The following is a 24,365-nucleotide window of genomic DNA, read 5'->3' on the forward strand; positions in this document are numbered from 1 at the left end:
TGCAACCCATTCACAATAGTGACAAAAATTAGATGATGATAAGTTCACCATGCAAAGCGCCTGCCATTTTAAGCGCTTCTAATATAGCCAACACATCAGACGGTGCAGCTCCCACTAAATTGACTGCTCTGACTAGCTCATCTAACGACGTACCGGGGTCAAACATAAACATTCTGTTATCACTTAAATTAGCGTCAATGGTACTGTCATTTGTGACCACAGTTTCACCACCAGCAAGAGGGTTAGGCTGTGAAACCTGCGTAGCTTCAGCAATAGTGACGGTTAAGCCACCATGAGTGACAGCTGCGGGTAGCAATTTGACGTTCTGACCGACCACAATGGTGCCGGTTCTGGAGTTAACAATCACTTTGGCGGATTCGTCCGCAGGTTCTACTTCTATATTTTCAAGAGTGGCCAGAAATGACACCCGATGAGATGCATCTCTTGGGGCATTAACCTGAATCGAGCTTGCATCTAAGGCTCGAGCAATACCAGGGCCCAATAAGTCATTAATCGCATCAGCGGTACGCTTAGCTGTAGAAAAGTCTGCGCGACGTAAATTAAAGGTCAAATGATCACCATTATTAAACGGTGAGGTAACCCCACGCTCAACCATTGCACCTGCAGGGATCCGCCCTACAGTTGGCGTGTTCATGATCACTTGAGAACCATCAAGCCCCTCAGCACTAAAGCCACTCACCACCAGTGAGCCTTGAGCAATGGCATACACATTACCATCAACCCCTTTTAAGAAGGTCTGCAATAAAGAGCCTCCGCGTAAACTTTTCGCTTCACCAATACTTGATACGGTTACGTCAATAGTTTGACCGGGCTTTATAAAGGCGGGCATCTCTGCATGAACTGCCACAACCGCGACATTCTTCACTTTTGGGCGAACAGATTCAGGCAAGTTAATGCCGAAGTTTTTAAGCATCGTCTTAAAAGTCTGCTCGGTATAACGAGTCTTCTCACCGGTTCCAGGCAAGCCCACCACCAAGCCATAACCAACAAGTTGGTTAGTACGCACACCTTGAATATTGGCAATATCTTTAAGTCGTTGTGCAACAGCACTCGAGCTCAGCACCACACTCAATAACAATAAAGATATAAATAATGATTTAATTTTCATGGTCACTCCTTAGAAAGGCCACCATTCACCTAAAAAGAATTTACTCAACCAACCCACTTTTTGTGAGTCAGCAAAGGTGCCGGTTCCGCTATACTGAATACGCGCATTCGCTACACGGGTCGACTCGATGGTGTTATTCGGGCTAATATCTTCGCTACGAACAATACCTGTGACGCGTATAAACTCATCTCCGTTGTTGATCGATATCCACTTTTCACCACGAATGACGAGATTGCCATTACCTAGCACTTGCATAACATTGGCTGAAATACTGCCGCTTAAACTGTTAGATTGATCAGCATCAGCTTCTCGTTTGGTATTCATGCTATCGGTATAACGAAAATCTAATGGCACACCTTTCACGGTCACATTGCCGCCGCCAGCATAAATAGGTTCGACATTTATATTGTTGTCTTTGCTTATTTCGTTATTGGCGCTTTTTGAAGCTTGTGTCGACTCTTGAAGTACAACAGTAATAATGTCGCCGACTTTATGCGCACGAATATCTGAATATAAACTTGCTGCTTGGCTGTCCATAAAGATGGACCCTGTCAACTCCATCTGATTGCTTGGCGCTTCTGGGTACACTGGCGCATAAAAAGGATCGTCAGGTATCGGCTTTTGTTGTGTAGAGCCACAACCCACCAATAAAATAGACAATATCGCTAGTAGGTATTTACTCATAGCCCACCCCTTATAAATTCTGATTCACATAAGCCAGCATTTGATCCACGGCTGAGATGACCTTAGAGTTCATTTCATAAATGCGCTGACTTTGAATGAGGTTAACCAGTTCTTCAGTGACGTTTACGTTCGAGGTTTCCAACGCACCTTGACGAACTGAACCTAAACCATTTTCAGAAGGTGTTCCTTGAATAGGCGCACCACTTGCGCCAGTTTCGGTGTACAGATTTTGCCCTAATGGATCTAACCCAGATGGGTTAATAAAGTCTGAAACACTAAATTGACCAACAACCTGGTTTTCGGCGCCATCAGGTAACTTGACTGACACTTCGCCTTCAGCTGAGACCGTAATACTTGTCGCATCTTCTGGAATTGTAATGCCTGGGAGAACAACATAACCTGAACCAGGTGTCACAATTTGACCGGTATCATCAAGACTGAACTGACCATTTCGTGTGTAAGCCGTATTGCCATCAGGTAGCTGTACTTCAAAAAAGCCTGGTCCCTCAATCATGACATCAAGTGCATTATCTGTTGTTAGCATATTGCCTTGAGTAAACAATTTCTGAGTGGCGACCACTTTGGTACCCGCCCCCATGTTTAATCCATTGGGTAACTTAGTGTTATCAGCACTGATCCCGCCAGCCTGATTAACAGTTTGATAAAGTAAATCTTCAAATACGGCACGGCTTTTCTTATAACCGACGGTACTAGCATTAGCGACATTGTTAGAAATAACTGCAATGTCTGTTTGTTGGGCATCTAGGCCGGTTTTACTGATCCACAGAGCTGGGTGCATAATTCTTACTCCTAACTAACTCGTAATAACGAAGCTGATGCGCGATCGATTTCTTCAGCGTTTTTCATCATCTTCACTTGCATTTCGTATTGGCGTTGAATACTTATCATTGCCACCATTTCATCTACAGCATTGACGTTACTGCCTTCGACTGCACCGCTTTCCACATTAACAGTGTCATCTTGCGGCGCTGGTAAACCTGAAGTTAAACGGAATAATCCGTCTTCTCCCCGCATCATTTGCTCATTTCCAGGATTAACTAATTTGAGCCTAGCCACTTCCTCAATTACCTCAGCAGTAGCCCCTTGTGGACGCACTGAAATAATACCGTCAGGAGAAATTTGCACTTTATCGATGGGTAAAGGCAGCACAATGGGACCGTTTTCACCCATTACCGGTCTTTCTTGGTTATTAAGTAATAAACCGGTGCTATCGAACTTGAGACTGCCTGTTCTTGTATAGGCTTCCTGACCGTCAGCTCCTTGAACAGCAAGCCAACCATCACCTTTTATTGCCACATCCATATCCCGCCCGGTGGTTTTTAGCGGGCCAGCGGAAAAATTAGCACTTGGCTTTTCAATCATTGAAAATACCCGTGTAGGCATACCTTCACCGAAAGCTTGCATCGCACGAGCTTGAGTCATGTCAGACTTGAAGCCGTCAGTATTAGCATTTGCAAGGTTGTTAGCCCGCACTGCAAGTGCGTTCATTCCTTGTTTTGCCCCTGACATGGCAACATATAAGAATTTATCCATAACAGCTCCGTCAAACTTTCTACTTTAGCGAGAGATTAGTATGAACAAAGCAATCTCTATGCCAATGTAAAAACACAACCAAACTTAGTCGTTAAACTGTTGATTTAGAGGCACTTAAATTTTGATTGTTGGTGTTGAAATGTCGTGAGAAGCAGGGTCAAATTTCTAACGAAATAGTGGCCTGTTAAGGTAGAGATAACTGAGGTTAAAAGGAAAAGTGTTGCCGCTAACGGCAACACTTTTTCAAAGAGACTATCGGATCTGCAGTACTGTTTGGTTAAGTGTATTATTTACTTCTAGCGTACGTGAGTTAGCTTGGAAATTACGCTGAGCAGAAATGAGATCAACTAATTCAGTCGTTAGGTCAACGTTAGATTGTTCCAACGCAGACGAACGAATATTACCAAAAGTACCACTGTTCGCTTCACCAGCGAGTGCAGGGCCAGAATCTAAGCTGGCTTGCCATGCAGTGTTACCTACCTGAGTTAAGCCTTGCTCATTGGCAAAACGTACCAAAGCAACACGCGCCAACGGTACTGTTGAACCATTACTATAACTAGCATTCACTAGACCATCACTGCCAATTGAAACATTGGTTAAGCGTCCAACAGTACTACCATTTTGAGTTAATGCGGTGACTTCAAACGGTGATGCATATTGAGTAGGGTTATCAAAATCGATAGTTATTGTTTGTGTGCCATCCGCACCAGGGCCAAGAACATCAGCACCATTACTACCTAATTCTTCGGTGGTAATTGTCGCAGGGTCAGTACCAATATAAGCCCCTACATCATTGAACTGTACAACCGCACCAGTCCAACCACCAGTAGTTTGCGCAGAACTTGTCGAATCAGGGTTGCCATCACCCGTTGTATCCTGAGGGTATTGACCGGCAGCGCCAGACATATTGACCGGCTTCCCATCCATCGCATAATACGCGACCCAGTTGTTACTGCCTGAGTGCGAGCCGCCTTGAGGCTTAACAAAGTAAGTTGTTAAAATATGAGACTCACCTAAAGAGTCATATACCGTCACTGAAGTTGAGTTATTGTAAGTATCTGGATCATCTGGGTCAAAAGCTGCAGGATCAAGCTCATCAGCTCCACCATCAAGGTTCATTTGTAAGCCAACATTTGTTGACATCACAGGGCTACCAGCTGTATCAGGAATTTGAATTGGCTGCGTAGTCGTTAAGCTCACTGAAGTTGAGTTACCATCATCATCAACAGGAAAACCTTGTAAAAAGTTACCGTTAGAGTCAACCATGAAGTTGTTACTATCTACTTTAAATGCACCTGCACGAGTGAAAGATTGCTCACGGGAGATTTGATCTGGTGACGTTACAAAAAAGCCACCACCGCTAATCGCTAGATCCAGTGAATTATTGGTGAACTGTAAGCTTCCCTGATGAAACTGCTGGGCAACTTGTGTTGTAGTAACACCGCCACCCACTGCGGTTTTACTATTAGCAAAAATAGAGTTCGCATAGACATCGGCAAACTCCGCGCGAGACTCTTTAAAACCAATCGTGTTTACGTTGGCAATGTTATTTGCCGTCGTATTCAAGTCTTTCTGCGCTGCAGAAATACCGCTCAATGCAATATTAAATGACATAATACACCTCTATTCTTATTGCTTAATTCTGGTCAATTTATTAACAATAATGTGTAATCACATTCTGTCTGTAATGATTAAAACTATGTTTCTGAAACTGCTAATACGTCTGATAATAAAATGCCGCCAAGACCACGAAGATTCAAAATAGGTCCAGAAGACGTATTACCTAAAGACACGCTCGTCACATGTGCATAGGTCGAAACAGGTAACTCTTGAGACTGACCTTCAACATCACCACTGGCTTTTAACGAGTAAATGCCATCCGCAACAGGCTCACCTTTGCTATCTAGCCCATCCCATTCAACTTCGACATTGCCTCCTTCACTGCCATCAATTTCAAATGTAGTCACTAACTGGCCTGACTCATCTTCAACCCGGATAGTGATTTTCTCAATTGCTTCTGGTGTACTGACTACACCTGATACGCCGCCACTTTCAGCAGTAACATGGCCTGAGTCAGATGGAATAAGTACCTTACGACCCACTAAACTTGACGCTTGTAATGCCTGGCTGGAACTCATCACCTCATTGAGGTTCAAAATTTCCTGATTAAGATTGGCAATACCATCTACAGTTGAAAATGATGCCATCTGCGCAATCATCTGGTCATTTTCAACAGGTTTAAATGGGTCTTGCATTGACAACTGTTGACTGAGCAAAGCAAAAAAATCTTCCTGCTTAAGCATATTGTCATTGGGTTCTGGCGTTGCATTACTGTCAGGCAAACGCACATTATCTAAAAATGGATTACCAGTTGAAGATTCCGTGGTTTGCGGTTGCACAGATGCAGTTGTCGATGCTGACGTATTTGAACTGCTCGCCCCTACCTGAGGTAAAGACTGACTATATGGATTAACGAGGTTCACTTAATACCCCCTAGTAAAATCATGCTATTTACCCATTCTAAGTGTTTGTTGCAACATAGATTTAGTTGCATCAGCCACTTGTACATTCATTTGATACGAGCGTGAAGCGGAGATCATGTTTGCCATTTCTTCCATCACATTGACATTAGGCTTATAAATAAAACCATCAGCATCTGCCATTGGATGACTAGGTGAAAACTCTTTCAAAAGTGGCTTATCACTTTCAACAATTCCGGCCACCTTTACTGATGCAGCAGGACTCTGTTGTCCTTGTGCTCTGGCTAACTCAGCTTCAAATACCGGATGTCTTGCACGATAGGTTTGATCACTGCTACTTGATACAGACTCTGCATTGGCAATATTACTGGCAGTTGTATTCAACCGAACAGTTTGTGCACTCATACCTGAACCAGAGACATTAAAAATATTGAATAAACTCATTGCTAGTTCCCTGTCAATGCTTTACGCATGCCGTTGAATTTGCCCTCAAGAAAACCAAGTGACATTTGATACTCCAAGGTATTCTGCATAAAGGCCGATTGCTCTTGCTGCATATCAACCGTGTTGCCATCACCGGTATCAGGTTGATTAGGGACACGGTACTGAACATGTTGCTGAGTAAGCGCCGCCAAATCGAAATGTTTATCGGTTGTCTTGGTCATAGACAGACCTTGCTGGCGAGACTTTGCCGCCTGCATTGCCGCGTCAAAATTTACATCTTGTGCTTTGTAATGCGGAGTGTTGGCATTGGCTATGTTGCTCGATAACACCTCAGCACGTTGTGCACGTACGCCGAGAGAGTACTGATGAACGCCGAGTGCATTGTCAAAATTGATCGCCATAAAATTGCCTCCGATAACTAACTATAATTATCAAAGCAAAGGCTATGCCATTTCTATAGGAATGAGTGAAAAATATTGAGTTGAATTGAATAGCGCGCATTTCATAGAAAAATGCGCGCCAAAAGCATAATAAGCTGAATATTTAAATCAAAGGTTAGACTTTCTTCTGGTAATAAATACCTGGGTTACATCTGACCATATCAAATTCATCAGTTAAACCTGCAATAGACTCTGATGCACCTAAAAACAATATTCCCTTAGGGTTTAATGCGGCAGCAAATTGCCGCAGAATTTTCGCTTTTGCCTCAGGGGCAAAATAAATAAGTACATTTCGGCAAAAGATAATGTCGTACTTACCCAGTAAAGAATAACTTTCAAGTAAATTGTGTGCTCTAAAGTTTACTAGGCGCCTAACATTATCTTTAACTTTCATATTACCCGACGGCAAAGCATCAAAAAACTGACGCTTACGCTCTTCAGATAAACCACGGGCTAGAGCTAGACTGTCATACTCAGCTTCTTTACAGCGCTCTAGCATTGAAGGTGATAAATCGGTCGCTTGAATAGATGCGCCTCCAACAAACTGCCCAGGCCTTTTCTGCTGATATTCGAGAATTGTCATTGCCAATGAATATGGCTCTTGCCCAGATGAACACGCTGCCGACCAAATTTTTAGCGGCCGACCTAATTTGGCATAATTTGGCAGCAAAGTATTTTGCAATAGCTCAAAGGGGTAACGATCACGAAACCATAGGGTTTCATTGGTAGTCATCGCATCAATGACTTCAGCTCGTAGTTGCCTTTCTGTCGGCTTCATTGAGCTTTTAACTACCTCAGATAATGAAGGCAAATTATATTTCCCCATTAAAGGGGCTAAACGCGAACGCACTAAATATTGCTTATTTTCACCGAGTACAATCCCGCTGTGCTGCTCTAAGAACAGCCTGAATTGATTGTACTCTGACTCAGCAAGTGATTTGTTTGGCACATTTACTTCCTAAATAATGAGCGAAAACTCGCTCGATACAAGACACAGGGTCTAGCTTATAAACTTAAATGTTTATTTACGGATTCGGCTAATTCATCAGGGTTAAATTTAGCAATAAAATCATTGGCGCCTACCTTCTCAACCATTGCCTGATTGAACACACCACTTAACGAAGTATGTAACACAACCTTGATATCTTTAAGTTTAGGATCATCTCTAATTTCAGCTGTAAGAGTATAGCCATCCATTTCAGGCATTTCGATATCTGAAATAATTAATGGTATTTCAACAGACACATCATCCATCTCTGCTGCAACAGTTTTGAGTTTATCAAGCGCTTCCTTGCCATCTTTAGCAGTATCAATTTGTAGATTAAGCGATTCTAGTGAACGAATGATTTGCTTACGTGCTACAGCTGAGTCATCTATTACCATAATGTGGTAATTACGCTCTCTATCAATCGTTAGCGTCTCATTCACTTCATCACTGATCGCTGTTTTCACCGGTGAGATTTCATCAAGAATTTTTTCCACATCTAAAATTTCAACCAACTCACCTTCTATTTCTGTCACTGCTGTCAAGTAAGAGTATCGACCTGCGCCTTGCGGCGGTGGCATGATAGCTTCCCAATTCATATTGATAATACGCTCAACAGAGCTCACCAGAAATCCTTGAACACTTCGGTTGTATTCAGAAATAATAATGAAGCAGTTCTCAGTCGATTCTAATGGACGGCCACCCGTTGCTGCACTCAAGTCAATCACGGAAATCGTCGCACCGCGAATATGGGCCACACCTTTGATAAAGGGGTTCAACTTTGGGAGGCTGGTTAAAGGCGGACATTGTAATACTTCTTTCACTTTAAATACGTTAATACCAAAGCGTTGACGGCCGTTTAATTTAAATAGAAGAAGCTCTAACCTGTTTTGACCGACGAGTTGGGTGCGTTTGTTTACTGACTCAAGAATACTCGACATAACACTGCCTTGTTGTAGTTAATTTTATTTCTCATTCGCAGACTAAGAATAGTCGATAGCAAATCGGTTGCTATACAAATAATCGGCATATAATTGTTTCTATGTACCAAGAAAACAATTAAAGGCACACATTTTGCTGTTATCGTATTGAAACACCCTAAAAAGTGAATTCATTGACGTCATACATACGTATTGCATATAAAAACGCTATTTGAACAAATTGTCTGTTATAAAACTAACATTTATTGTCAAAAAGTCGACTTGCTAACAATTTGTAAAGCAATAGTAAACTGAAAATGCAGATTTAAGTTAGACAACACAATCAAAAGTATAGGTGAAATCTGGTAAAACTAACCAGTATCTTCAATATGAAAGTTAATTTTTTAATCATTTTTAGTCTGTATTTGAACATTTTACCTGCTTTCGCCGGTGAAGAATTCATCACACCTAGCTTATCGACCTTAAATGAACTTGCTAAAGAGGCTGTCGCAAAAAAAATTGAACCTCGACCAAACTCAAAAATTAACATTTTGCCGCAAAGCCTTGACGGTAGACAGCCTCCACCGAGGTGTATTGAACCAATTACTGCTACGTTAGCGACAGATAGGCCTATTGGCCGAACTAATACAGTCAAAATCAGCTGCAATAGCCCTGACTTAGCCTACCCTTGGCAAATATACCTTTCAGTAAGAGTAGAAGTGTTGTTTCCTGTTGTTATCGCTAATGAAATCATTAGTCCAGGTGAAGTGCTCACCCTAGATCAGATAAGTACTCGTTATATCGACCAATATAGCTTACGTGGAGACTACTATAGTCAAATAAGTGACGTCGTAGGCACACGGGTCAAACGTAGAGTAAGCAAAGAAACCCCTATCCTGAAACGTAATTTGTGTTTTGTTTGTAAAGGTGACGCAGTCTCTATATGGGCAATTACTCCCTCATTGCAAATAAAAACCTTAGGAGAAGCTATGCGTGATGGTAATGTGGGAGATGTCATTAGAGTAAAAAATACTAATTCAAATAAACAGATAGATGCCATTGTTATAGGCGTTGGCGAAGTCGAAGTTAAAATGTAAAATACCCCTAAAGGTTTTTCTTTGCTCGCCGATAGAAGGTCAGGGAAACCTAACTTCATAACGTTGGAGCCGACAATGGCAATTGACATTAACAAGATAAAAACTGCGACGAGTACTCCTTTGCACACGAATAAAGGTGCGAAAAACGCTCGTCAAGCTGAAACAGCACCTTCGCATTCTGCTGATAGTACTGTTAAAAGTGACTCTGTGAGTATTACATCACAAGCCCAAGGACTACAAAGCGCACAGGCAAAGATGGCTGAACTACCAGAAATCGACCAAGTAAAAGTTGCTGAGATTAAACAAGCGATTTCTGAAGGTCGTTATAAAGTTGACCCAGAAAAGTTGGCAGCAAACATTGCTAACTTTGAAGCTGAACTGTCGGGTTTAAACTTAAATAACGAGTAGCAGATTTTTGTTACTCTGATACAGCGCTAAGTTTTCTTTATTGAAGGCATGTTAATCTTATTCAAAAATTTAGCCACAAAATGAGTAACCTAATGACTGAACTACAACAAATGCTCTCTTCACAGCACGCAACTTTGGCGTCGCTGCGTCAAATCATATCTGCAGAAAAGCAGGCCTTGATAGATCAAGATGCGGACAAATTATTAGATATCGCAGCTCAAAAGCAAACTCATCTAAGCCAACTTGAAACTCAAGATAAAGCACTTGCTCAACACCCAGAGCACACCTTACTGGCAAGTGAAGCATCATTAGTCGAGCAAGTTCAAAAAGCCAAAAAATTACTTCAAGAGTGTAAAGAGCTCAATCAGCAAAATGCAAATTTGATTGAATTGAGTATGGCAAGCATTAATCGCTTTACTCAGGCGCTACAAGCAAGTAGAAACTCTTCTAGTATGACCTATGATGACAAAGGAAAAACCTCTACTATTTCAACCCTTGGTAGTGATTTCAAGGCCTAGATAGCATTACTAGTGGCCTCTTCATATTCAACATAGATACAAAAAAAGCGCCTTCTGGCGCTTTTTAGATTTATGCAAAGTCAGTTTATTGCGCGAGCATAGCCTTACGTAAACTGCGTTGGGCAGGCTTATCGCCTAACCAAATTTTCAGCAGCGCTTGTCTAAAGTCTTCACCTTCAATACTGCCTTGTGATTGACCATTCTTAAAGCTTTCAACCCCTTGGTCTTTAGTCGTGACAAAAGTAAATTGGTCACCTTCAGTAATTTCATCAGTGAACATTGCCATAAAGGTATCCACTTTCTCTTGTAGCTTTGGCAAATCATTACCCGCAGCTAGCTCAAAACCTTCTGTAATGGCGTCAGTCATTCGTTTAGAAGTAATCATGCCAGAAGTAATATTGAGTCTAACAGCAGCAACATTCTGCGCTAATACAGCTTCAAGTTGAGTCTGTGGTTCAGGCAAATATAAACTGCCAACATATAAGTCCATAAAGAACTTACTTCTCACGCCTGCACCGTTAAGCTTTAACTCTTGACCTTGTGCCGATACCCTAGTTTCTAACTCGATACCCGCGACTTGCTTAGCTTGTACACCCGCAGTCACCACTGACATCAACAATGCACCACAGCATAGTAATTTCTTCATTTGTATCCCCAAAATAGTAAAATTGAAGGTAACTATCCTCGTTGACCCAGTTTAAATTGGCCTGACTGTTCAAACATCACCGCTTGTTTATGCGGCGGTGCAATCAACAACGGGCCATCATCGAAAAATAAAAAACACTTCCAGTTGCGTACAAAAACGTCCCATCGAGTCTCAATGACTTGGTACTTTTCGTAGCAAAAAAACACAACGTCATCATCTAGCCAATCAATATGTTCAAATAAACCTTCTGGCAGACTATTGTCTTCTGAGTCCCAAGCGGATTGCCAATGCTCAGTTACACTCCAGGCTGAATCTTTAGCTGCCCAATCCCCTTTAGCAAATTGCTCAGCTCGACTACTTTTATTACTGATCCATTTATTCCACACTTGCATCGCACTCTTATCACTTAGCGGCTTTATCTGTAGTTGATCCGCTTCTGTGACAGGCAGATCTTTATGATTAAAAATCCACTTTCGTTTGTATTGATTTAGGGGGATATAAGTATGGCTCAAAGCATTTCCCAGTAGTTCAAATAATAAAGCGGGAATTATATGTGCTTTTAGTTAGCTTTGAAACCAAATGAGTGGGTTATATAAGCATCTTGTACTCAGATAGTGCTCGGCTCGGTACACAAGTTAATATGTCACCGAGCTCGAATATAAAATGTAAACAATGACATTACTTGTTAAGTTTATGTATATATTCCTGCGCTACTGTATTTGTAGGGGCCACATCTAATGCATTATTGAAAGCAGTTAATGCTGCATCTTGCTGATTGATATCATACATAAACACCCCAAGCGCCAACCAAGCGCTAAGATCTTGTGGATACCTATCTAGGTGATCTAAGTACAAATTAACAGACTCTTGGATATTACCTTTAATCTTCAACACTTGCGCATGTTGCAAGCAATGAGCATCAGTAAATTGAAATATGGCCTCAAAGCCTTCAATGGCTGTATCCAAGTTGTTCGTTCTTAATGATAAATTGATTATCTGCTTTAATTCCGCAAGTTCGCGATCATTTTTTGGCACCTTCAGAATACTAGCTAGAGCCTCTTCTAAATTATCTTCTATTTCTAACTTACTACTCAACGCCAGCAAGTATAACTTGTCAGCTTGTGAGTCACCTTTACCTACATATGGATGAAGAGAGTCAACCATCAACCTCAGACCAGGCAAGTGGCGCTCACCTCTTAAAAATAAGATTTTATTATAAACTGGCTCTAGTTTGGATAGTGATTTAATGTAGCTTTGGTAAGGCTTGCTAACCGGCTCAGCCTGGCTCATCAACTCATCATATAATTGAGTAAATTCTGGGTCATTATCTGCTAAATGACTGTGCATAGTTTGCCAAATAGCTATTCTAGCTGGCTGGTTTTGCTTAAGCCAAACTGGTGTTAATACATTTAATGGGGTGTTCTCATCAAGTTCACTTATGCGAGTAGACACATTTCTAGATGCAAGTTCAATCGCTGAAGACAAAGCGAGAATGGCAGATTTAAAACACTGATAGTAAAGCATTGTTTTTTCAATATCATTGTTTGTACCTGACTGCATTTGATCTTGAAACGCCAAAAAGTCCATAAAATGACGGTAACCATAAGTTTTCAATAACTTAACCAAAGCCTCATCTATCTGATTAATTTTAGTTTCATTCCGGTTGAGCTGTTTTTGTGCCTTAGTTAGCTGGTTAGGTTTTAGGCCAAGGTTTAACTGTTCACACAACTGAATCGACTCATGCACCAACCCTTTTAACTTATCTAAAGTGACCTGACGGCTGTTAAGCTGCTTACTAATCTGCTGCAGGGTCTGTTTAATATTAATCGCTTTAATCTTAGTATTGACGCTTAACAGTAGCTCTTTGGCATTGATAACAGGTTGCCCAATTCTGATATCTTCACAGGCAATGCAGTCAACGCCTTCAACTTTACCCGCTTGGGGCGCTAAGTTAATAAATTTAGCATCTTTGCTAGCTTCTACTTCTGTTTGTAAAGAGCGTAGCGCGGTAAACATTTGAATGGTGGTTTCAGCAAGCAGTCCATCATTAGTTTCAACCCATTGACCAATATGACCTAACATGACTGGGTTTATTTCAGCTTCTAAACTACCTTTTGCATGAGTATGTCCTTGAGGCGAAAAACACAGATCCACTCCACTGAAAATGATTTGTTTAAAGCCAGCTTCCACCGCAATACTCACTGCAGCATTTGTGACTGTTGGGCCTGCAAGAAAATAATTATCTTCTTGTTGCCATGGGTATTGGTTACCCAAATAACATTTTGTACCTGACCATTGTCCAACTATTTCAGAGGCTGCGTGGTAACCGTTAACCAATATGCAATGTTGCGCTAATTCAAAGAGTCCTCGGCTAACACTTAAACTTAAATTCAATGGGTCAATAGTCACCACAAGGTGTGGTGTAATCCCGGCTTTAAACAATTTGCCTGCGACTCTAGAAATTGCAATAACAAACAACCTGTCATTGTTGCTTTTTATCCAATCAATATGCTGATCTAACGAAGGCCCTCCTGCCACCACAATGCATGTTTTATTGTTAGTATCGATATCCTTCAATACCGACTTTGCACTGTATTGATTATCAGCAAGATTCTCTAGTTGCTTATCGACAAAACGCTGCACACACAAAATATTTGCTAATTGTAATGAAGACTGTTTTAACAATGATTGCACAGCATTTTTAAGAGGCAGATACCCTTCAAGGTGCAGTGCTGCTGCGCCAAGAGAGTCCGTTACTCGACATTCAAACTTTTCAAAATAAAGCTGAATCGACGGTTTAGCGAGCAGTAGCTGCAATTGTTGTAGATTACATACAAAAATATCGTTCTGTTGCTCAGGTTCTATCTCAATATTCAGTACTTGGGTAACTTCATCTAACTCAACAAAGATAAACTTACTGCCTTTAGGTAAATCCATTTCCATGACATAATTTGCTAATAAGCCAGAATCAAGACCGATGACAAGGTTCAATGTATTGGGCTGTAAAAAGTCGCTAAAGCGTGATTTAAACAAAGAAGATGAGTCTAACTTTTCAAACTGATTTTGATTAATTGCCGGAAAGTAATGCTCATCAAATCGACTTTGTTTGACTGTTTGTAGTGCTGGGTTGATTAACGTATCCATTATTTTCCTTCACAAATCTATTTTTCAGCGTCAAAAATTTATTGTTTGACCACAATAAATACACTGATTGTATGCATATTGATATTAATTCCATCAAATAAGCAATATCCAAGCCATAATCTCAAATACACATTTTCAGTAAACGAGATTAAATATACACCGTTATTTAAGCTTCCTATTTGCAGCTTGTAAGCCTTGTCATTCTCAGATGCACATCATCAATTTAAGATTAAAAAACAATCAAATAACTAAAGAGTTACTGTACAACATGAAATATAACTTGCCCAATGTATCGCAACTGGTCTATTTTTTGCTTTGAGTAAAAGATACTTTATAGTGTCATTTAATTAACACTGAATCTTGCTTGAAGCGTAAAAGGTTTGCACAAATCTTTTTAGGAGAAATTATGTTCAACAATAAGTCCATACTCATTACCGGAGGCACTGGCTCATTCGGGCATAAATATACCCAAACACTACTAGATAGATATCAACCTAAGCGGATTATTATTTTTTCTCGTGACGAATTAAAGCAATTCGAAATGCAGCAAAAATTCAATGCCCCTTGTATGAGGTATTTCATAGGTGATGTCAGGGATCCTGAAAGATTAAAGCAAGCCTTTAAAGATGTAGATTATGTAATTCACGCCGCAGCAATGAAACAAGTGCCTGCCGCTGAATATAACCCTATGGAATGCATCAAAACCAATATTCATGGCGCTGAAAACGTTATTCGTGCGGCTATTACAAATGGCGTATCCAAAGTGATAGCCCTCTCAACTGATAAAGCAGCAAACCCTATTAACTTGTATGGCGCGACCAAATTGGCCTCTGATAAGTTATTTATTGCCGCTAATAATGTGGTTGGTACAGGTAATACTAGGTTTGCAGCTGTACGCTACGGTAATGTCATTGGCTCGAGAGGCTCTGTTGTGCCTTTCTTCAAACAACGTATTGCAGAAGGTGCCACGTCGCTACCTATCACCCACCCTGACATGACACGTTTTTGGATTACTTTGCAAGATGGTGTCGACTTTGTGCTTAAAAACTTTAAGCGTATGCAAGGTGGCGAAATATTTGTTCCTAAAATTCCTTCTATCAAAATCACTGAGCTTGCCAAAGCTTATGCACCTGATTTAGATCAAGAGGTGGTAGGCATCCGCCCAGGTGAAAAAATGCATGAAATAATGTGCCCTGCTGACGACTCACACCACACAATTGAATTTGATGACCACTACGTTATCTCGCCCAGTATAAAGTTCTTTGGCAAAGAAATGGATTATTGCGTTAACGGTTTAAATGAGTCAGGAACACCCGTTGAACAAGGGTTCGAATATCACTCAGGTAATAATCAGCATTTCTTGACCATTGATGAAATCATTGAGCAGGATGCTATTGCATGATCCCGTATGGAAAGCAAAACCTTGATCAATCTGATATCAACCAAGTATTAGCGGTTCTGCAATCCGATTTCTTAACTCAGGGCCCAAAAGTGCCAGAGTTTGAGAAAGCCATGTGCAACTATACAACTGCATCTTTTGCTGTTGCAGTAAATAGTGCTACCTCAGCACTGCACATTGCTTGTCTATCCCTTGGCATCAATAAAAGCTCCCGAGTATGGACTTCACCCATATCGTTCGTCGCTTCTGCAAATTGTGCAAAACTATGTGGTGCAGAAGTTGACTTTGTGGACGTAGACCCTGCAACTGGCAACATGTGTGCTAAAGCGCTTGAGAACAAATTAATCAAGGCTAAACAACATAATAAATTGCCCGACGTCATCATCCCTGTGCATCTTGCTGGCCACCCATGTGATATGAAGCAAATAGCCCAGTTAGCAAAGGAGTATAGTTTTGCCATCATTGAAGATGCTTCTCACGCGATTGGCAGCGAATACCAAGGTGATAAAGTCGGCAGTTGTAGCCACAGCGATATTTGTGTTTTTAGCTTTCATCCCGTAAAAATTATCACCTCGGCAGAGGGCGGGATGTTAACGACAAACCAACCACAATTAGCAGAAAAACTGTCTCTATTGAGAAGTCATGGTGTCACCCGCCAGCTTGAAAGTCTAATCAGACCAAATGAAGGCGATTGGTATTATGAGCAACATGCTTTAGGACTTAATTACCGCATGACAGATATTCATGCAGCCCTTGGTGCAAGTCAGATGACACGATTGGATGATTTTGTTAAGCGTAGAAATGAGCTAGCAAAATATTATGCGCATTCACTCAAGTCACTACCATTAGATATCGTTTCACCTTTGGCTACGAGCTACTCTTCAAGACATCTATTTATTGTAAAGTTGCATGATAAGAGTAAGCGAAAAAAAACGTTTGAAAAAATGCGTGAAGCAGGCATTCAAGTACATGTTCATTATTTCCCAATTCACCTTCAACCTTACTATATGGAACAAGGTTTTAAAGAAGGTGACGTTGAACAAGCAGAGCTATTTTATCAACAAATTTTGACCTTGCCGTTATTCCCAGATCTCACTACTGAACAGGTCGATTATATTTGTCAGACTTTGAGCGATTGTTTGTCATGAATATCGCCATCATTCCAGCCCGAGGCGGCAGTAAAAGGATCCCTAAAAAGAACATCAAAGATTTTGCAGGTAAACCTCTGATTGCATACTCAATCGATGCAGCGGTTAATTCAGGTTGTTTTGATAAAGTCATCGTCTCCACTGACGATAGTGAGATAGCAGAAGTCGCAAGGTCTTATGGCGCAGAAACACCTTTTATTCGCCCTGATAATATTGCTGATGATTATGCTACAACTGCAGTAGTCATTGCCCACGCGATTGATTGGTGCCAACAGCAAAACTACTCTATAGATTTTGTTTGTTGTGTATACGCAACAGCACCTTTCATTCAAATTGAGCATATTAGAGATAGCCTTGCATTAATTAAACAGCATGGCAGTGCTAGCTATTGCTTCCCGGTATGTGAGTTTTCTTTTCCTATTCAACGTGCCATTTCAATTGATGAACATTCACGTGTGTCAATGTTCCAACCAGAACATTTTAATACTCGCTCACAAGATTTAACCCAAGGCTTTCATGATGTCGGACAGTTTTACTGGGGCAAACCACACGCATTTGTTCAGCAAATTCCGATGTTTTCTGAGGCTGCAATCGCCTACCCCATCTCGCGCAAGTGGGTCATCGATTTAGATACGCAAGAAGATTGGGAATACGCTTTGCTACTACAAAAAGCATTGAAAGGATAATACTTTGCAAGTCGTCATTAGAGTTGATGCATCCACGACCATGGGCACGGGGCACGTGTATAGAATGCTCACTCTAGCGACAAGGTTGCAGCAATCAGGCCATCAGGTGTTATTTGTTTCAAGAAAGCTCAATGGCAATCTATTTGACATTATTAAAGCTCAATTTGAACTTATAACGTTGCCCTCTCCTAAACAGCACTGCCAAAATGCCCACAACCAACATGGTGATTGGCTTGAAGTTGATTATGAAACAGAGATAAGTGAGATAACGTCGGTGCTTCGCCAATACCTCAATAATCTCAAGATAAACAAGTTTGATTGGGTAGTGGCAGATCATTATGCAATTGATCACACTTGGCACAGAGCGGTTAAAGCATTAACTCACGCGATTATGCAAGTCGATGATCTTGCAGATAGAAAACATGAATGTGACTTATTACTTGACCAGAACTTTTACTCTGATTCATCTGTTCGTTATCAGCAACATGTCCCTGCACAATGCATTACTTTATTAGGGCCTGAGTATGCCTTGTTACGTGATGATTTTTTGCCATACAGACAACAACTTAAGCCTTACTCTGAAAGAATCAATCAAAAAAGGGTTGTGTTATTTTTTGGCGGAATGGATAGAGATAATGAAACAGAAAAAGCGTTACTAGGATTGCTTGGCGTCCATTCTGACCATATTTTTGATGTGATTATTGGCCAGCATAACCCACATAAAGATCGTCTTCAGGCATTGTGTGACGCTGAAAAAAGTCGAGTGATATTGCATATACAAACTAAGAAAGTGGCTGCTATTTTCGCTGAGGCCTTTCTCTATGTTGGTGCTGTAGGCGCCACCACATGGGAGCGTTGTGTGCTTGGCTTGCCAGCGATTGTCTGTAGTCTCGCGCTAAACCAACGTCAATTGTCACAAGACTTACACCTCATTAATGCACATATGTATCTTGGTGAGCATACTAAGCTGTCTTCTGCTCACTACCAAGATGCTTTTCAGCGCATGATATCCGATAAAATGGCATTAACTTTGCAATCTAAGCTCTGTATGAAACTGATTTCAGGTAAAGGCTGTCAAAAAGTCGTCAGCACCATGGAAGAGATCCGAGCGAATGGCTAGATATTCCCTGCGTCAAGCTACAGATAATGACTTACATCAGGTGCTTCAATGGCGCAATCACCCTGATGTCAGAAGCGTAATGCTTACAGACCATGAGATTTCACTTGTCGAACATCAAGCTTGGTGGTCTAAGACCAGACAAGCTGAAGATCGCCAACTGCTTATTTTTGAATGCGATGAGACCGCGGTGGGGGTTATCAATATATACCAGTGGGAAAAGAGTGATGCTTCTGCCTGGTGGGGTTTTTATTTAGATAACGCCAGCTTAAATCAATCTCAAAAAACCACAATATGGATTAATCTAGAACAAGCCGTCATTGAATATGCTAATAAGACCTTGAAGTTACATCAGTTATTTTGTGAGACTAAGCGCCACAACACGCTCGCTTGGACCTTACATAAAAAAATGGGCTTTACTCAATGCCAACCACCAGCAAATGCAACAACGACAGACCAAGATGTTATCTATATGGTGTATACAAATGAAGCTAATGCACTAGACTCTCGCCCAGCTTTATATTTGTTAGCATCCCACAATACTGACTTTTTAACACAAGCATTAATTAAGCAAAGTGCTCATTACCCTCAATTGCCCTATCAAATTAAAAGCGTCGACTTCGGGCAATATCCAATCTTGCTGCATAGCCCAAAAGGTAGTGAAGATGCCTTAGGACTTCATCATCCAGATAATGCGTTAATGTTTATTGAGCGTATCGAAGACTTTTTAGAGGACAGCTGCGACACAATCACATTGGAAAACCTCGCTAAAGCAGAGGATAAATTCCAGGCATATATACAACTGATAGCAGCTGCAGCAAAAAACAATTCCAATGTGTTTGTGGCTGATTTGCAAGTGCATAAACCATTTCCACATAGTATTGAACAGCGAAAATGCAACAGCCCTTTGCAGCAATTAATTTCGAGCTGGAACCAATCCATTTATGATCTACAAAGCCAGCTAAATATCCATGTCCTGCCCTATCACAACCTTATAAACCAAATGGGTTGCGGGTTTTCTGATAAGTACTGGTATCTAGCCCGTGCACCATTTACGCCAATCGCATTAGAACACTATAGCAATATGATTATAGGTAGTGTGCTAGCCACTCATTCAAGAACAGCAAGAGTCATAGTGTTAGATTTAGATAACACTTTATGGAAAGGGGTCATTGGCGATGATGGTATTGAAGGTATTGAGTTAGGCGGTGATTATCCTGGGAATATTTATCAAGCATTACAAGAACTATTCCTGTCATTAAAACAACGTGGGCTGTTATTATGTCTGTGCAGTAAGAACACCGAAGCAGTGGCACTTCAGTGTATTAACCAACACCCCGAAATGAAGCTATCACAACAGGATTTTGTCAGCTGGCGGATCAATTGGCAGCCCAAATCGGGTAATATACAGAGCCTAGCCGAAGAGCTCAATATTGGATTAGCTTCTTTTTGTTTTATCGACGACAATCCCGTTGAACGTGCTGAAGTTGCGGCTAATTTACCTCAGGTATTTGTGCCAAACCTGCCTCAAGATCCCAGTCAGTGGTACCAATTTATTAGCCAATTACCTGAATTATGGCAATGCCACGTGACCGAGTCAGATAAAGCAAGAAATGAGCTTTACCAGCAACGCAAAGCATTGACTGTAGAAGCGGCATCGTTTTCTAATAGAACAGACTTCCTATCGAGCTTGCAAATGCACCTCGTCATCGAAACCTTATCAAAGGATAATCAAGCTAGGACACTGCAGCTATTTAATAAAACCAATCAATTTAATACAACAACACTCAGGTACCACCAAGCACAGCTTATAAAACTGGCCGAAGCTGATACCAGTATGGTGTTACATATCAAACTCAAAGATAAATATCGCGCACAATTTGAAGGCGTTGCAGCACTCGTCATCACTCACACAAACACGCAACAGTGGGTAATTGAAAACTTTGTCATGTCGTGTCGTGTAATGGGTCGAGATATAGAAAAAGTCATTATTGATGAATTATGCAAACTGGCACAAACACAACAAGCCAGCTCAATCATCGGACATTACATTGAGTCGCCCAAAAATGCACCCGTCAAAACGCTTTACAAAGATAATGGTTTCACCATAAAAGATAAAGATTGGGTAATAGCGCTACCTCAATCCAGCCAACAGGCAGATTTACCAGAAATAAAGGTTGATTGGCATACCCGTTCGATAGGAGAAAAAACGCAATGAGTCATTTATTTGCAGCATTAAATATTGAATATGTTGACCATTATGCAGTGACATGTCGTGACTTAAATCGCACGTTAACTGACTACCTTTCAATTAATGGCAGTCGACTAATAAGAGGTCCCGGTGAAAATCATGCACAAGATGTACGCTATGCATTTGTCGATTTGCCCGGCGCTGGCACCATAGAAATATTGGCACCATTATCAGCAAACTCCCCCATTAATGGCCATATATCATCTGGGGGCGGCGCTTATCACCTTTGTTACGCCGTGAACGATATAGATCAAGCTATTATTGCCGCTCAAACATGCCAAGCAAAAGTCATTGTAGAGCCGCGAGCAGACGATGCTTTTGACGGTAGAAAAGTGGCTTTCTTAATCCATGAAGACCACGGATTATTTGAGCTATTAGAAGCCAAACCAGCACAATTACAGGTGCAAGCATCAACGATTTGTACGGTGAAGGTACCTGTGCAAAAGACAGCCATCCACTGTGATAATGAGCGTCTATTGCTAAAGATTTATAACCAGCTATTTGATACCCAAGAAACTGACATCAGCAATGCAAAAATGGACGCACAACCTCAATGGGACTCATTTAAACATCTAGTACTGACGATGGAAGTCGAAAAAGCGTTCGACATCAATATCGGTACAACTGAACTGGCCAATATCACTGAACTTACCCAATTTAAACACTACCTGAAAAACCATGACAAGTAGAAATAGAGAAGTAGATGCCATATGAAAATAGCCAATAGAAATATCGGCCCCAGCGAGCCACCGTTCATTATTGCAGAAATGTCAGGCAACCATAATGGCGATATTAACCGTGCTATAGCCCTTATTCATGAAGCTAAAAAGGCAGGAGCAGACGCTGTTAAGCTACAAACTTATACTGCTGATACCATCACAATAAATCACGACAGTGAAGAGTTCATGATATCTGGTGGCTTATGGGATGGCTCAAAACTGTATGACTTGTATGAAAAAGCGCATACGCCATGGGATTGGCACGCACAATTATTTGAAGAAGCAGATAAAGCTGGCATCATAATTTTTAGTTCACCTTTCGATCCTACTGCAGTGGACTTTCTAGAAGAATTAAACGCCCCTGCATACAAAATTGCTTCTTTCGAATTAGTCGATATTCCGCTGATTGAGAAAGTCGCCAGTACTGGTAAACCCATAATTATGTCAACGGGTAATGCCTGCTTGGGTGAAATCGAACTCGCGGTCACTGCTGCTAGAAATGCTGGCGCAAAGGACATTGCGTTGCTGCATTGCACTAGCGGATATCCTACTCCCGCCTCCCAAGCAAACATATCAACAATGGCCGTAATAAGGGATACCTTTCAATGCCAAGTAGGCTTATCTGACCATACCCTTGATATTGGTGTCTCTGTTGCTGCTGTCGCACTCGGTGCGAGTATCATTGAAAAGCACTTCACCCTTTCTCGAGCTGATGGTGGACCAGATAGTGCCTTTTCGCTTGAGAAACAAGAGTTAAAACAGCTCGTGGACAATTGTCAAATGGCTTATCAATCCATTGGACACCCCAACTTCATCAGTACTGAGGCAGAGCGACAAACTAAGTGCCACCGTCGCTCTTTATATGTCACAAAAGCGGTTGCAAAAGGGGAAAAGTTAACTGCTAGCAATGTCCGTTCTATCAGGCCGAGTAATGGCTTATCGCCAAAACATTATCACACTGTCCTTGGACAGACGGCACTAAGGGACTTGCAGTTTGGTGAGCCACTAGACTGGACCATGTTCCAGAAAGCAAAGGACTAATGCATGTTTAGGTCATGGTTTGAAAAAGAAAGAATAATCATCTTTGGTACTGGAGGGATGGCTAAAAAACTCAGCAAAGATCTCCCTTTTAGTGTCAATGTATTAGGTTACAGTGATAACAATGCTGCAACTCATGGTAAACGCTTTCTAGGCAAACCTATCATTGCGCCAAAAGATATTGAATCTATTGATGTTGATTATGTTGTTATTGCGAGTCAATCTTACAAAGCTATCGAAGAAGGCTTACTGGCTCAAAAGATCATTTCCAAAGAAAAAATTGCGTATTTTTCAAAATATGAGATAAAACCCTCCGCCCTCAAAGAGCAAACGATTAAATGGTCATTTGAGTTTTTTTCTTATTGGTTAAACCCTGTCACTCGCAGCATGAGTCATCAACTTTTTGTTGAACCAGGTTGCCAACTAACTCCTATCAATTGGCTTGACACGCAATCAGCATCAATTCTCAAAGAGATTGAACCTCAAGCTATTTTTACTGGCCAAGGCCCTAAGTTTATAGAAAAGCCTCAGCAATTTGCCAAGGTCAATATGCCAGCGGTACGTGCATATCAATTCTCTAATACCTGCATAGAAAGCGCTAGTCGTTTATTCATTCAACATGACAAAGCGCTGCTAGAAAGAGGATTAGAAAAAGACTCTTTTCAAGGCGATTTTTGTGGTGGTGCCATTGTTCAACAAAGCCAAACAGCAGTCATACACAAGCAATACCCTACGTTAGAATTAGAAAAAGGCATTGTGATTAATGGGGTCGCTGAAAGTAATTATTATCATTGTATTATCGAAATACTGAGTCAATTATATTACCTCGATAAACTAGGGGCAGAATATGATGACTACCCTCTGTTGATATCAAAGAATATGCTTGCGATACCATCAGTCAATGATTGCTTTAATAGCCTGAATATAACCCGACAAGTTATCCCTTTGACTGCTGGCCACTTTTATAATGTAAAGCAGCTCTTAGCCATCACTACGCCGAATAATAATCTCGCAATAAACTTGAACTATGGGCACTGTGAACCATCACAAAACTACTTTAGACAGAATAGCCTAGATTACATACGTGAACATAGTTTAGCTCTATTGAACAATAATAAAGTTGAGGCTAATAGGCGCATTTTTATGGCTCGAAAAGGGCCTATCAGAAGCTACAATCAACAAGCTGTATTTGAATTACTCGCACAATATAATTTTGAATTAGTCCACACCGAAGAAATGACATTCTTAGAGCAAGTCGCGTTAATGCAGCAAAGCCAATATGTTGTCGGACCAACGGGCGCTGCTTGGACGAACTTACTCTTTGCCAACTCTGGAACGAAAGCCTTGTGTTGGCAAGCCGAAAACCTTGCTAATTTTTCATGTTTTTCTAACTTAGCAAATATCTATGGCGTTGATCTTGCCTATTTAACTTATAGTACAAGAGCCAAAAGTACCCGAGATTTATTTTATGAATCTTATCAAATAGATATTGATAAAATCGAATCTTGGTTAAAAAGTATTAATCTTCAGGTAGTGAGTTCTCGTGATGAGTAAAACC

At 41.0% G+C, this 24,365-nt stretch carries 24 protein-coding genes; 11 read left to right on the plus strand and 13 right to left on the minus strand.

Annotation, left to right across the window (positions count from 1 at the left end):
* Nucleotides 1-28: 28 nt before the first annotated feature.
* From ACHUGF_RS00495 to ACHUGF_RS00540, 10 genes are all read right to left on the minus strand, one after another.
* Nucleotides 29-1,129, minus strand: a complete 1,101-nt coding sequence (locus ACHUGF_RS00495; RefSeq protein ID WP_394128809.1) for a flagellar basal body P-ring protein FlgI — start codon at nt 1,127-1,129, stop codon at nt 29-31.
* A gap of 9 nt (nt 1,130-1,138) precedes the next feature.
* Complete coding sequence (flgH, locus tag ACHUGF_RS00500; protein WP_394128810.1) at nt 1,139-1,813, minus strand: flagellar basal body L-ring protein FlgH; 675 nt, start codon at nt 1,811-1,813, stop codon at nt 1,139-1,141.
* Nucleotides 1,814-1,823: 10 nt separating this feature from the next.
* On the minus strand, nt 1,824-2,612 hold the full coding sequence (gene flgG / locus ACHUGF_RS00505) for a flagellar basal-body rod protein FlgG (protein ID WP_394128811.1): 789 nt from the start codon (nt 2,610-2,612) through the stop codon (nt 1,824-1,826).
* A gap of 11 nt (nt 2,613-2,623) precedes the next feature.
* Nucleotides 2,624-3,367, minus strand: coding sequence for a flagellar basal-body rod protein FlgF (gene flgF, locus ACHUGF_RS00510; protein ID WP_394128812.1), 744 nt, complete (start codon nt 3,365-3,367; stop codon nt 2,624-2,626).
* A 252-nt stretch (nt 3,368-3,619) separates the two neighbouring features.
* Nucleotides 3,620-4,981, minus strand: a complete 1,362-nt coding sequence (gene flgE, locus ACHUGF_RS00515) for a flagellar hook protein FlgE (RefSeq protein ID WP_394128813.1) — start codon at nt 4,979-4,981, stop codon at nt 3,620-3,622.
* A gap of 83 nt (nt 4,982-5,064) precedes the next feature.
* Complete coding sequence (gene flgD / locus ACHUGF_RS00520) at nt 5,065-5,850, minus strand: flagellar hook assembly protein FlgD (RefSeq protein ID WP_394128814.1); 786 nt, start codon at nt 5,848-5,850, stop codon at nt 5,065-5,067.
* A 24-nt stretch (nt 5,851-5,874) separates the two neighbouring features.
* Nucleotides 5,875-6,291, minus strand: a complete 417-nt coding sequence (gene flgC, locus ACHUGF_RS00525) for a flagellar basal body rod protein FlgC (RefSeq protein WP_394128815.1) — start codon at nt 6,289-6,291, stop codon at nt 5,875-5,877.
* A 2-nt stretch (nt 6,292-6,293) separates the two neighbouring features.
* Complete coding sequence (gene flgB / locus ACHUGF_RS00530) at nt 6,294-6,692, minus strand: flagellar basal body rod protein FlgB (RefSeq protein ID WP_394128816.1); 399 nt, start codon at nt 6,690-6,692, stop codon at nt 6,294-6,296.
* Between the two features lie 154 nt (nt 6,693-6,846).
* Nucleotides 6,847-7,680 (minus strand): CheR family methyltransferase, encoded by an 834-nt coding sequence (locus ACHUGF_RS00535; protein WP_394128817.1) that lies wholly within the window; start codon nt 7,678-7,680, stop codon nt 6,847-6,849.
* 56 nt (nt 7,681-7,736) lie between these two features.
* Entirely contained in the window at nt 7,737-8,657 is a 921-nt protein-coding gene (locus ACHUGF_RS00540) for a chemotaxis protein CheV (RefSeq protein WP_394128818.1), read from the minus strand.
* Between the two features lie 368 nt (nt 8,658-9,025).
* Here ACHUGF_RS00540 and flgA point away from each other — a divergent pair, with 368 nt between their 5' ends.
* From flgA to ACHUGF_RS00555, 3 genes are all read left to right on the plus strand, one after another.
* A complete protein-coding gene (gene flgA, locus ACHUGF_RS00545; RefSeq protein WP_394128819.1) occupies nt 9,026-9,733 on the plus strand; it encodes a flagellar basal body P-ring formation chaperone FlgA in 708 nt (235 codons plus the stop codon).
* Between the two features lie 75 nt (nt 9,734-9,808).
* Nucleotides 9,809-10,141, plus strand: a complete 333-nt coding sequence (gene flgM, locus ACHUGF_RS00550) for a flagellar biosynthesis anti-sigma factor FlgM (RefSeq protein WP_394128820.1) — start codon at nt 9,809-9,811, stop codon at nt 10,139-10,141.
* 92 nt (nt 10,142-10,233) lie between these two features.
* Nucleotides 10,234-10,659, plus strand: a complete 426-nt coding sequence (locus tag ACHUGF_RS00555; protein ID WP_394128821.1) for a flagella synthesis protein FlgN — start codon at nt 10,234-10,236, stop codon at nt 10,657-10,659.
* Between the two features lie 85 nt (nt 10,660-10,744).
* On the opposite strand, the gene ACHUGF_RS00560 is transcribed toward ACHUGF_RS00555, so the two are convergent.
* The 3 genes from ACHUGF_RS00560 to ACHUGF_RS00570 form a co-directional block, all read right to left on the minus strand.
* Complete coding sequence (locus ACHUGF_RS00560; protein WP_394128822.1) at nt 10,745-11,305, minus strand: chalcone isomerase family protein; 561 nt, start codon at nt 11,303-11,305, stop codon at nt 10,745-10,747.
* 32 nt (nt 11,306-11,337) lie between these two features.
* Nucleotides 11,338-11,817 (minus strand): DUF2947 domain-containing protein, encoded by a 480-nt coding sequence (locus tag ACHUGF_RS00565; protein ID WP_394128823.1) that lies wholly within the window; start codon nt 11,815-11,817, stop codon nt 11,338-11,340.
* A 166-nt stretch (nt 11,818-11,983) separates the two neighbouring features.
* Nucleotides 11,984-14,449 (minus strand): 6-hydroxymethylpterin diphosphokinase MptE-like protein, encoded by a 2,466-nt coding sequence (locus tag ACHUGF_RS00570; protein WP_394128824.1) that lies wholly within the window; start codon nt 14,447-14,449, stop codon nt 11,984-11,986.
* Nucleotides 14,450-14,855: 406 nt separating this feature from the next.
* Between ACHUGF_RS00570 and pseB the strand changes: the two genes are divergently transcribed.
* From pseB to ACHUGF_RS00610, 8 genes are read left to right on the plus strand one after another with little or no spacing between them, the layout of a single operon-like run.
* Nucleotides 14,856-15,851, plus strand: a complete 996-nt coding sequence (gene pseB, locus ACHUGF_RS00575) for a UDP-N-acetylglucosamine 4,6-dehydratase (inverting) (protein WP_394128825.1) — start codon at nt 14,856-14,858, stop codon at nt 15,849-15,851.
* Complete coding sequence (gene pseC / locus ACHUGF_RS00580) at nt 15,848-16,996, plus strand: UDP-4-amino-4,6-dideoxy-N-acetyl-beta-L-altrosamine transaminase (RefSeq protein WP_394128826.1); 1,149 nt, start codon at nt 15,848-15,850, stop codon at nt 16,994-16,996. The genes pseB and pseC overlap by 4 nt, the downstream gene beginning before the upstream one ends.
* Nucleotides 16,993-17,682: a pseudaminic acid cytidylyltransferase gene (pseF, locus tag ACHUGF_RS00585; RefSeq protein WP_394128827.1), complete on the plus strand. Its 690-nt coding sequence runs from the start codon at nt 16,993-16,995 to the stop codon at nt 17,680-17,682. The genes pseC and pseF overlap by 4 nt, the downstream gene beginning before the upstream one ends.
* Nucleotides 17,683-17,686: 4 nt before the next feature.
* Complete coding sequence (gene pseG, locus ACHUGF_RS00590) at nt 17,687-18,802, plus strand: UDP-2,4-diacetamido-2,4,6-trideoxy-beta-L-altropyranose hydrolase (protein WP_394128828.1); 1,116 nt, start codon at nt 17,687-17,689, stop codon at nt 18,800-18,802.
* On the plus strand, nt 18,795-21,017 hold the full coding sequence (gene pseH, locus ACHUGF_RS00595) for a UDP-4-amino-4,6-dideoxy-N-acetyl-beta-L-altrosamine N-acetyltransferase (RefSeq protein WP_394128829.1): 2,223 nt from the start codon (nt 18,795-18,797) through the stop codon (nt 21,015-21,017). The genes pseG and pseH overlap by 8 nt, the downstream gene beginning before the upstream one ends.
* Complete coding sequence (locus ACHUGF_RS00600) at nt 21,014-21,739, plus strand: VOC family protein (RefSeq protein WP_394128830.1); 726 nt, start codon at nt 21,014-21,016, stop codon at nt 21,737-21,739. Before pseH ends, ACHUGF_RS00600 begins: the two co-directional genes overlap by 4 nt.
* A gap of 21 nt (nt 21,740-21,760) precedes the next feature.
* Nucleotides 21,761-22,810 (plus strand): pseudaminic acid synthase, encoded by a 1,050-nt coding sequence (gene pseI, locus ACHUGF_RS00605; RefSeq protein ID WP_394128831.1) that lies wholly within the window; start codon nt 21,761-21,763, stop codon nt 22,808-22,810.
* A 3-nt stretch (nt 22,811-22,813) separates the two neighbouring features.
* On the plus strand, nt 22,814-24,361 hold the full coding sequence (locus tag ACHUGF_RS00610; RefSeq protein ID WP_394128832.1) for a glycosyltransferase family 61 protein: 1,548 nt from the start codon (nt 22,814-22,816) through the stop codon (nt 24,359-24,361).
* Nucleotides 24,362-24,365 lie beyond the last annotated feature (4 nt).

The organism is Shewanella maritima (genome assembly GCF_043643735.1).
GTDB lineage: Bacteria > Pseudomonadota > Gammaproteobacteria > Enterobacterales > Shewanellaceae > Shewanella > Shewanella maritima_A.

Bases quoted from the DNA above. Each gene is read 5' to 3' on its own strand.
- flgB (WP_394128816.1), bottom strand. From the start codon at position 6,692: ATGGCGATCAATTTTGACAATGCACTCGGCGTTCATCAGTACTCTCTC.
- ACHUGF_RS00540 (WP_394128818.1), bottom strand. From the start codon at position 8,657: ATGTCGAGTATTCTTGAGTCAGTAAACAAACGCACCCAACTCGTCGGT.
- pseH (WP_394128829.1), top strand. From the start codon at position 18,795: ATGGCTAGATATTCCCTGCGTCAAGCTACAGATAATGACTTACATCAG.
- pseC (WP_394128826.1), top strand. From the start codon at position 15,848: ATGATCCCGTATGGAAAGCAAAACCTTGATCAATCTGATATCAACCAA.
- flgG (WP_394128811.1), bottom strand. From the start codon at position 2,612: ATGCACCCAGCTCTGTGGATCAGTAAAACCGGCCTAGATGCCCAACAA.
- flgF (WP_394128812.1), bottom strand. From the start codon at position 3,367: ATGGATAAATTCTTATATGTTGCCATGTCAGGGGCAAAACAAGGAATG.
- ACHUGF_RS00600 (WP_394128830.1), top strand. From the start codon at position 21,014: ATGAGTCATTTATTTGCAGCATTAAATATTGAATATGTTGACCATTAT.
- ACHUGF_RS00610 (WP_394128832.1), top strand. From the start codon at position 22,814: ATGTTTAGGTCATGGTTTGAAAAAGAAAGAATAATCATCTTTGGTACT.
- ACHUGF_RS00570 (WP_394128824.1), bottom strand. From the start codon at position 14,449: ATGGATACGTTAATCAACCCAGCACTACAAACAGTCAAACAAAGTCGA.
- flgA (WP_394128819.1), top strand. From the start codon at position 9,026: ATGAAAGTTAATTTTTTAATCATTTTTAGTCTGTATTTGAACATTTTA.
- ACHUGF_RS00555 (WP_394128821.1), top strand. From the start codon at position 10,234: ATGACTGAACTACAACAAATGCTCTCTTCACAGCACGCAACTTTGGCG.
- pseB (WP_394128825.1), top strand. From the start codon at position 14,856: ATGTTCAACAATAAGTCCATACTCATTACCGGAGGCACTGGCTCATTC.
- flgH (WP_394128810.1), bottom strand. From the start codon at position 1,813: ATGAGTAAATACCTACTAGCGATATTGTCTATTTTATTGGTGGGTTGT.
- pseF (WP_394128827.1), top strand. From the start codon at position 16,993: ATGAATATCGCCATCATTCCAGCCCGAGGCGGCAGTAAAAGGATCCCT.
- ACHUGF_RS00560 (WP_394128822.1), bottom strand. From the start codon at position 11,305: ATGAAGAAATTACTATGCTGTGGTGCATTGTTGATGTCAGTGGTGACT.
- flgE (WP_394128813.1), bottom strand. From the start codon at position 4,981: ATGTCATTTAATATTGCATTGAGCGGTATTTCTGCAGCGCAGAAAGAC.
- flgM (WP_394128820.1), top strand. From the start codon at position 9,809: ATGGCAATTGACATTAACAAGATAAAAACTGCGACGAGTACTCCTTTG.
- pseI (WP_394128831.1), top strand. From the start codon at position 21,761: ATGAAAATAGCCAATAGAAATATCGGCCCCAGCGAGCCACCGTTCATT.
- ACHUGF_RS00495 (WP_394128809.1), bottom strand. From the start codon at position 1,129: ATGAAAATTAAATCATTATTTATATCTTTATTGTTATTGAGTGTGGTG.
- flgC (WP_394128815.1), bottom strand. From the start codon at position 6,291: ATGAGTTTATTCAATATTTTTAATGTCTCTGGTTCAGGTATGAGTGCA.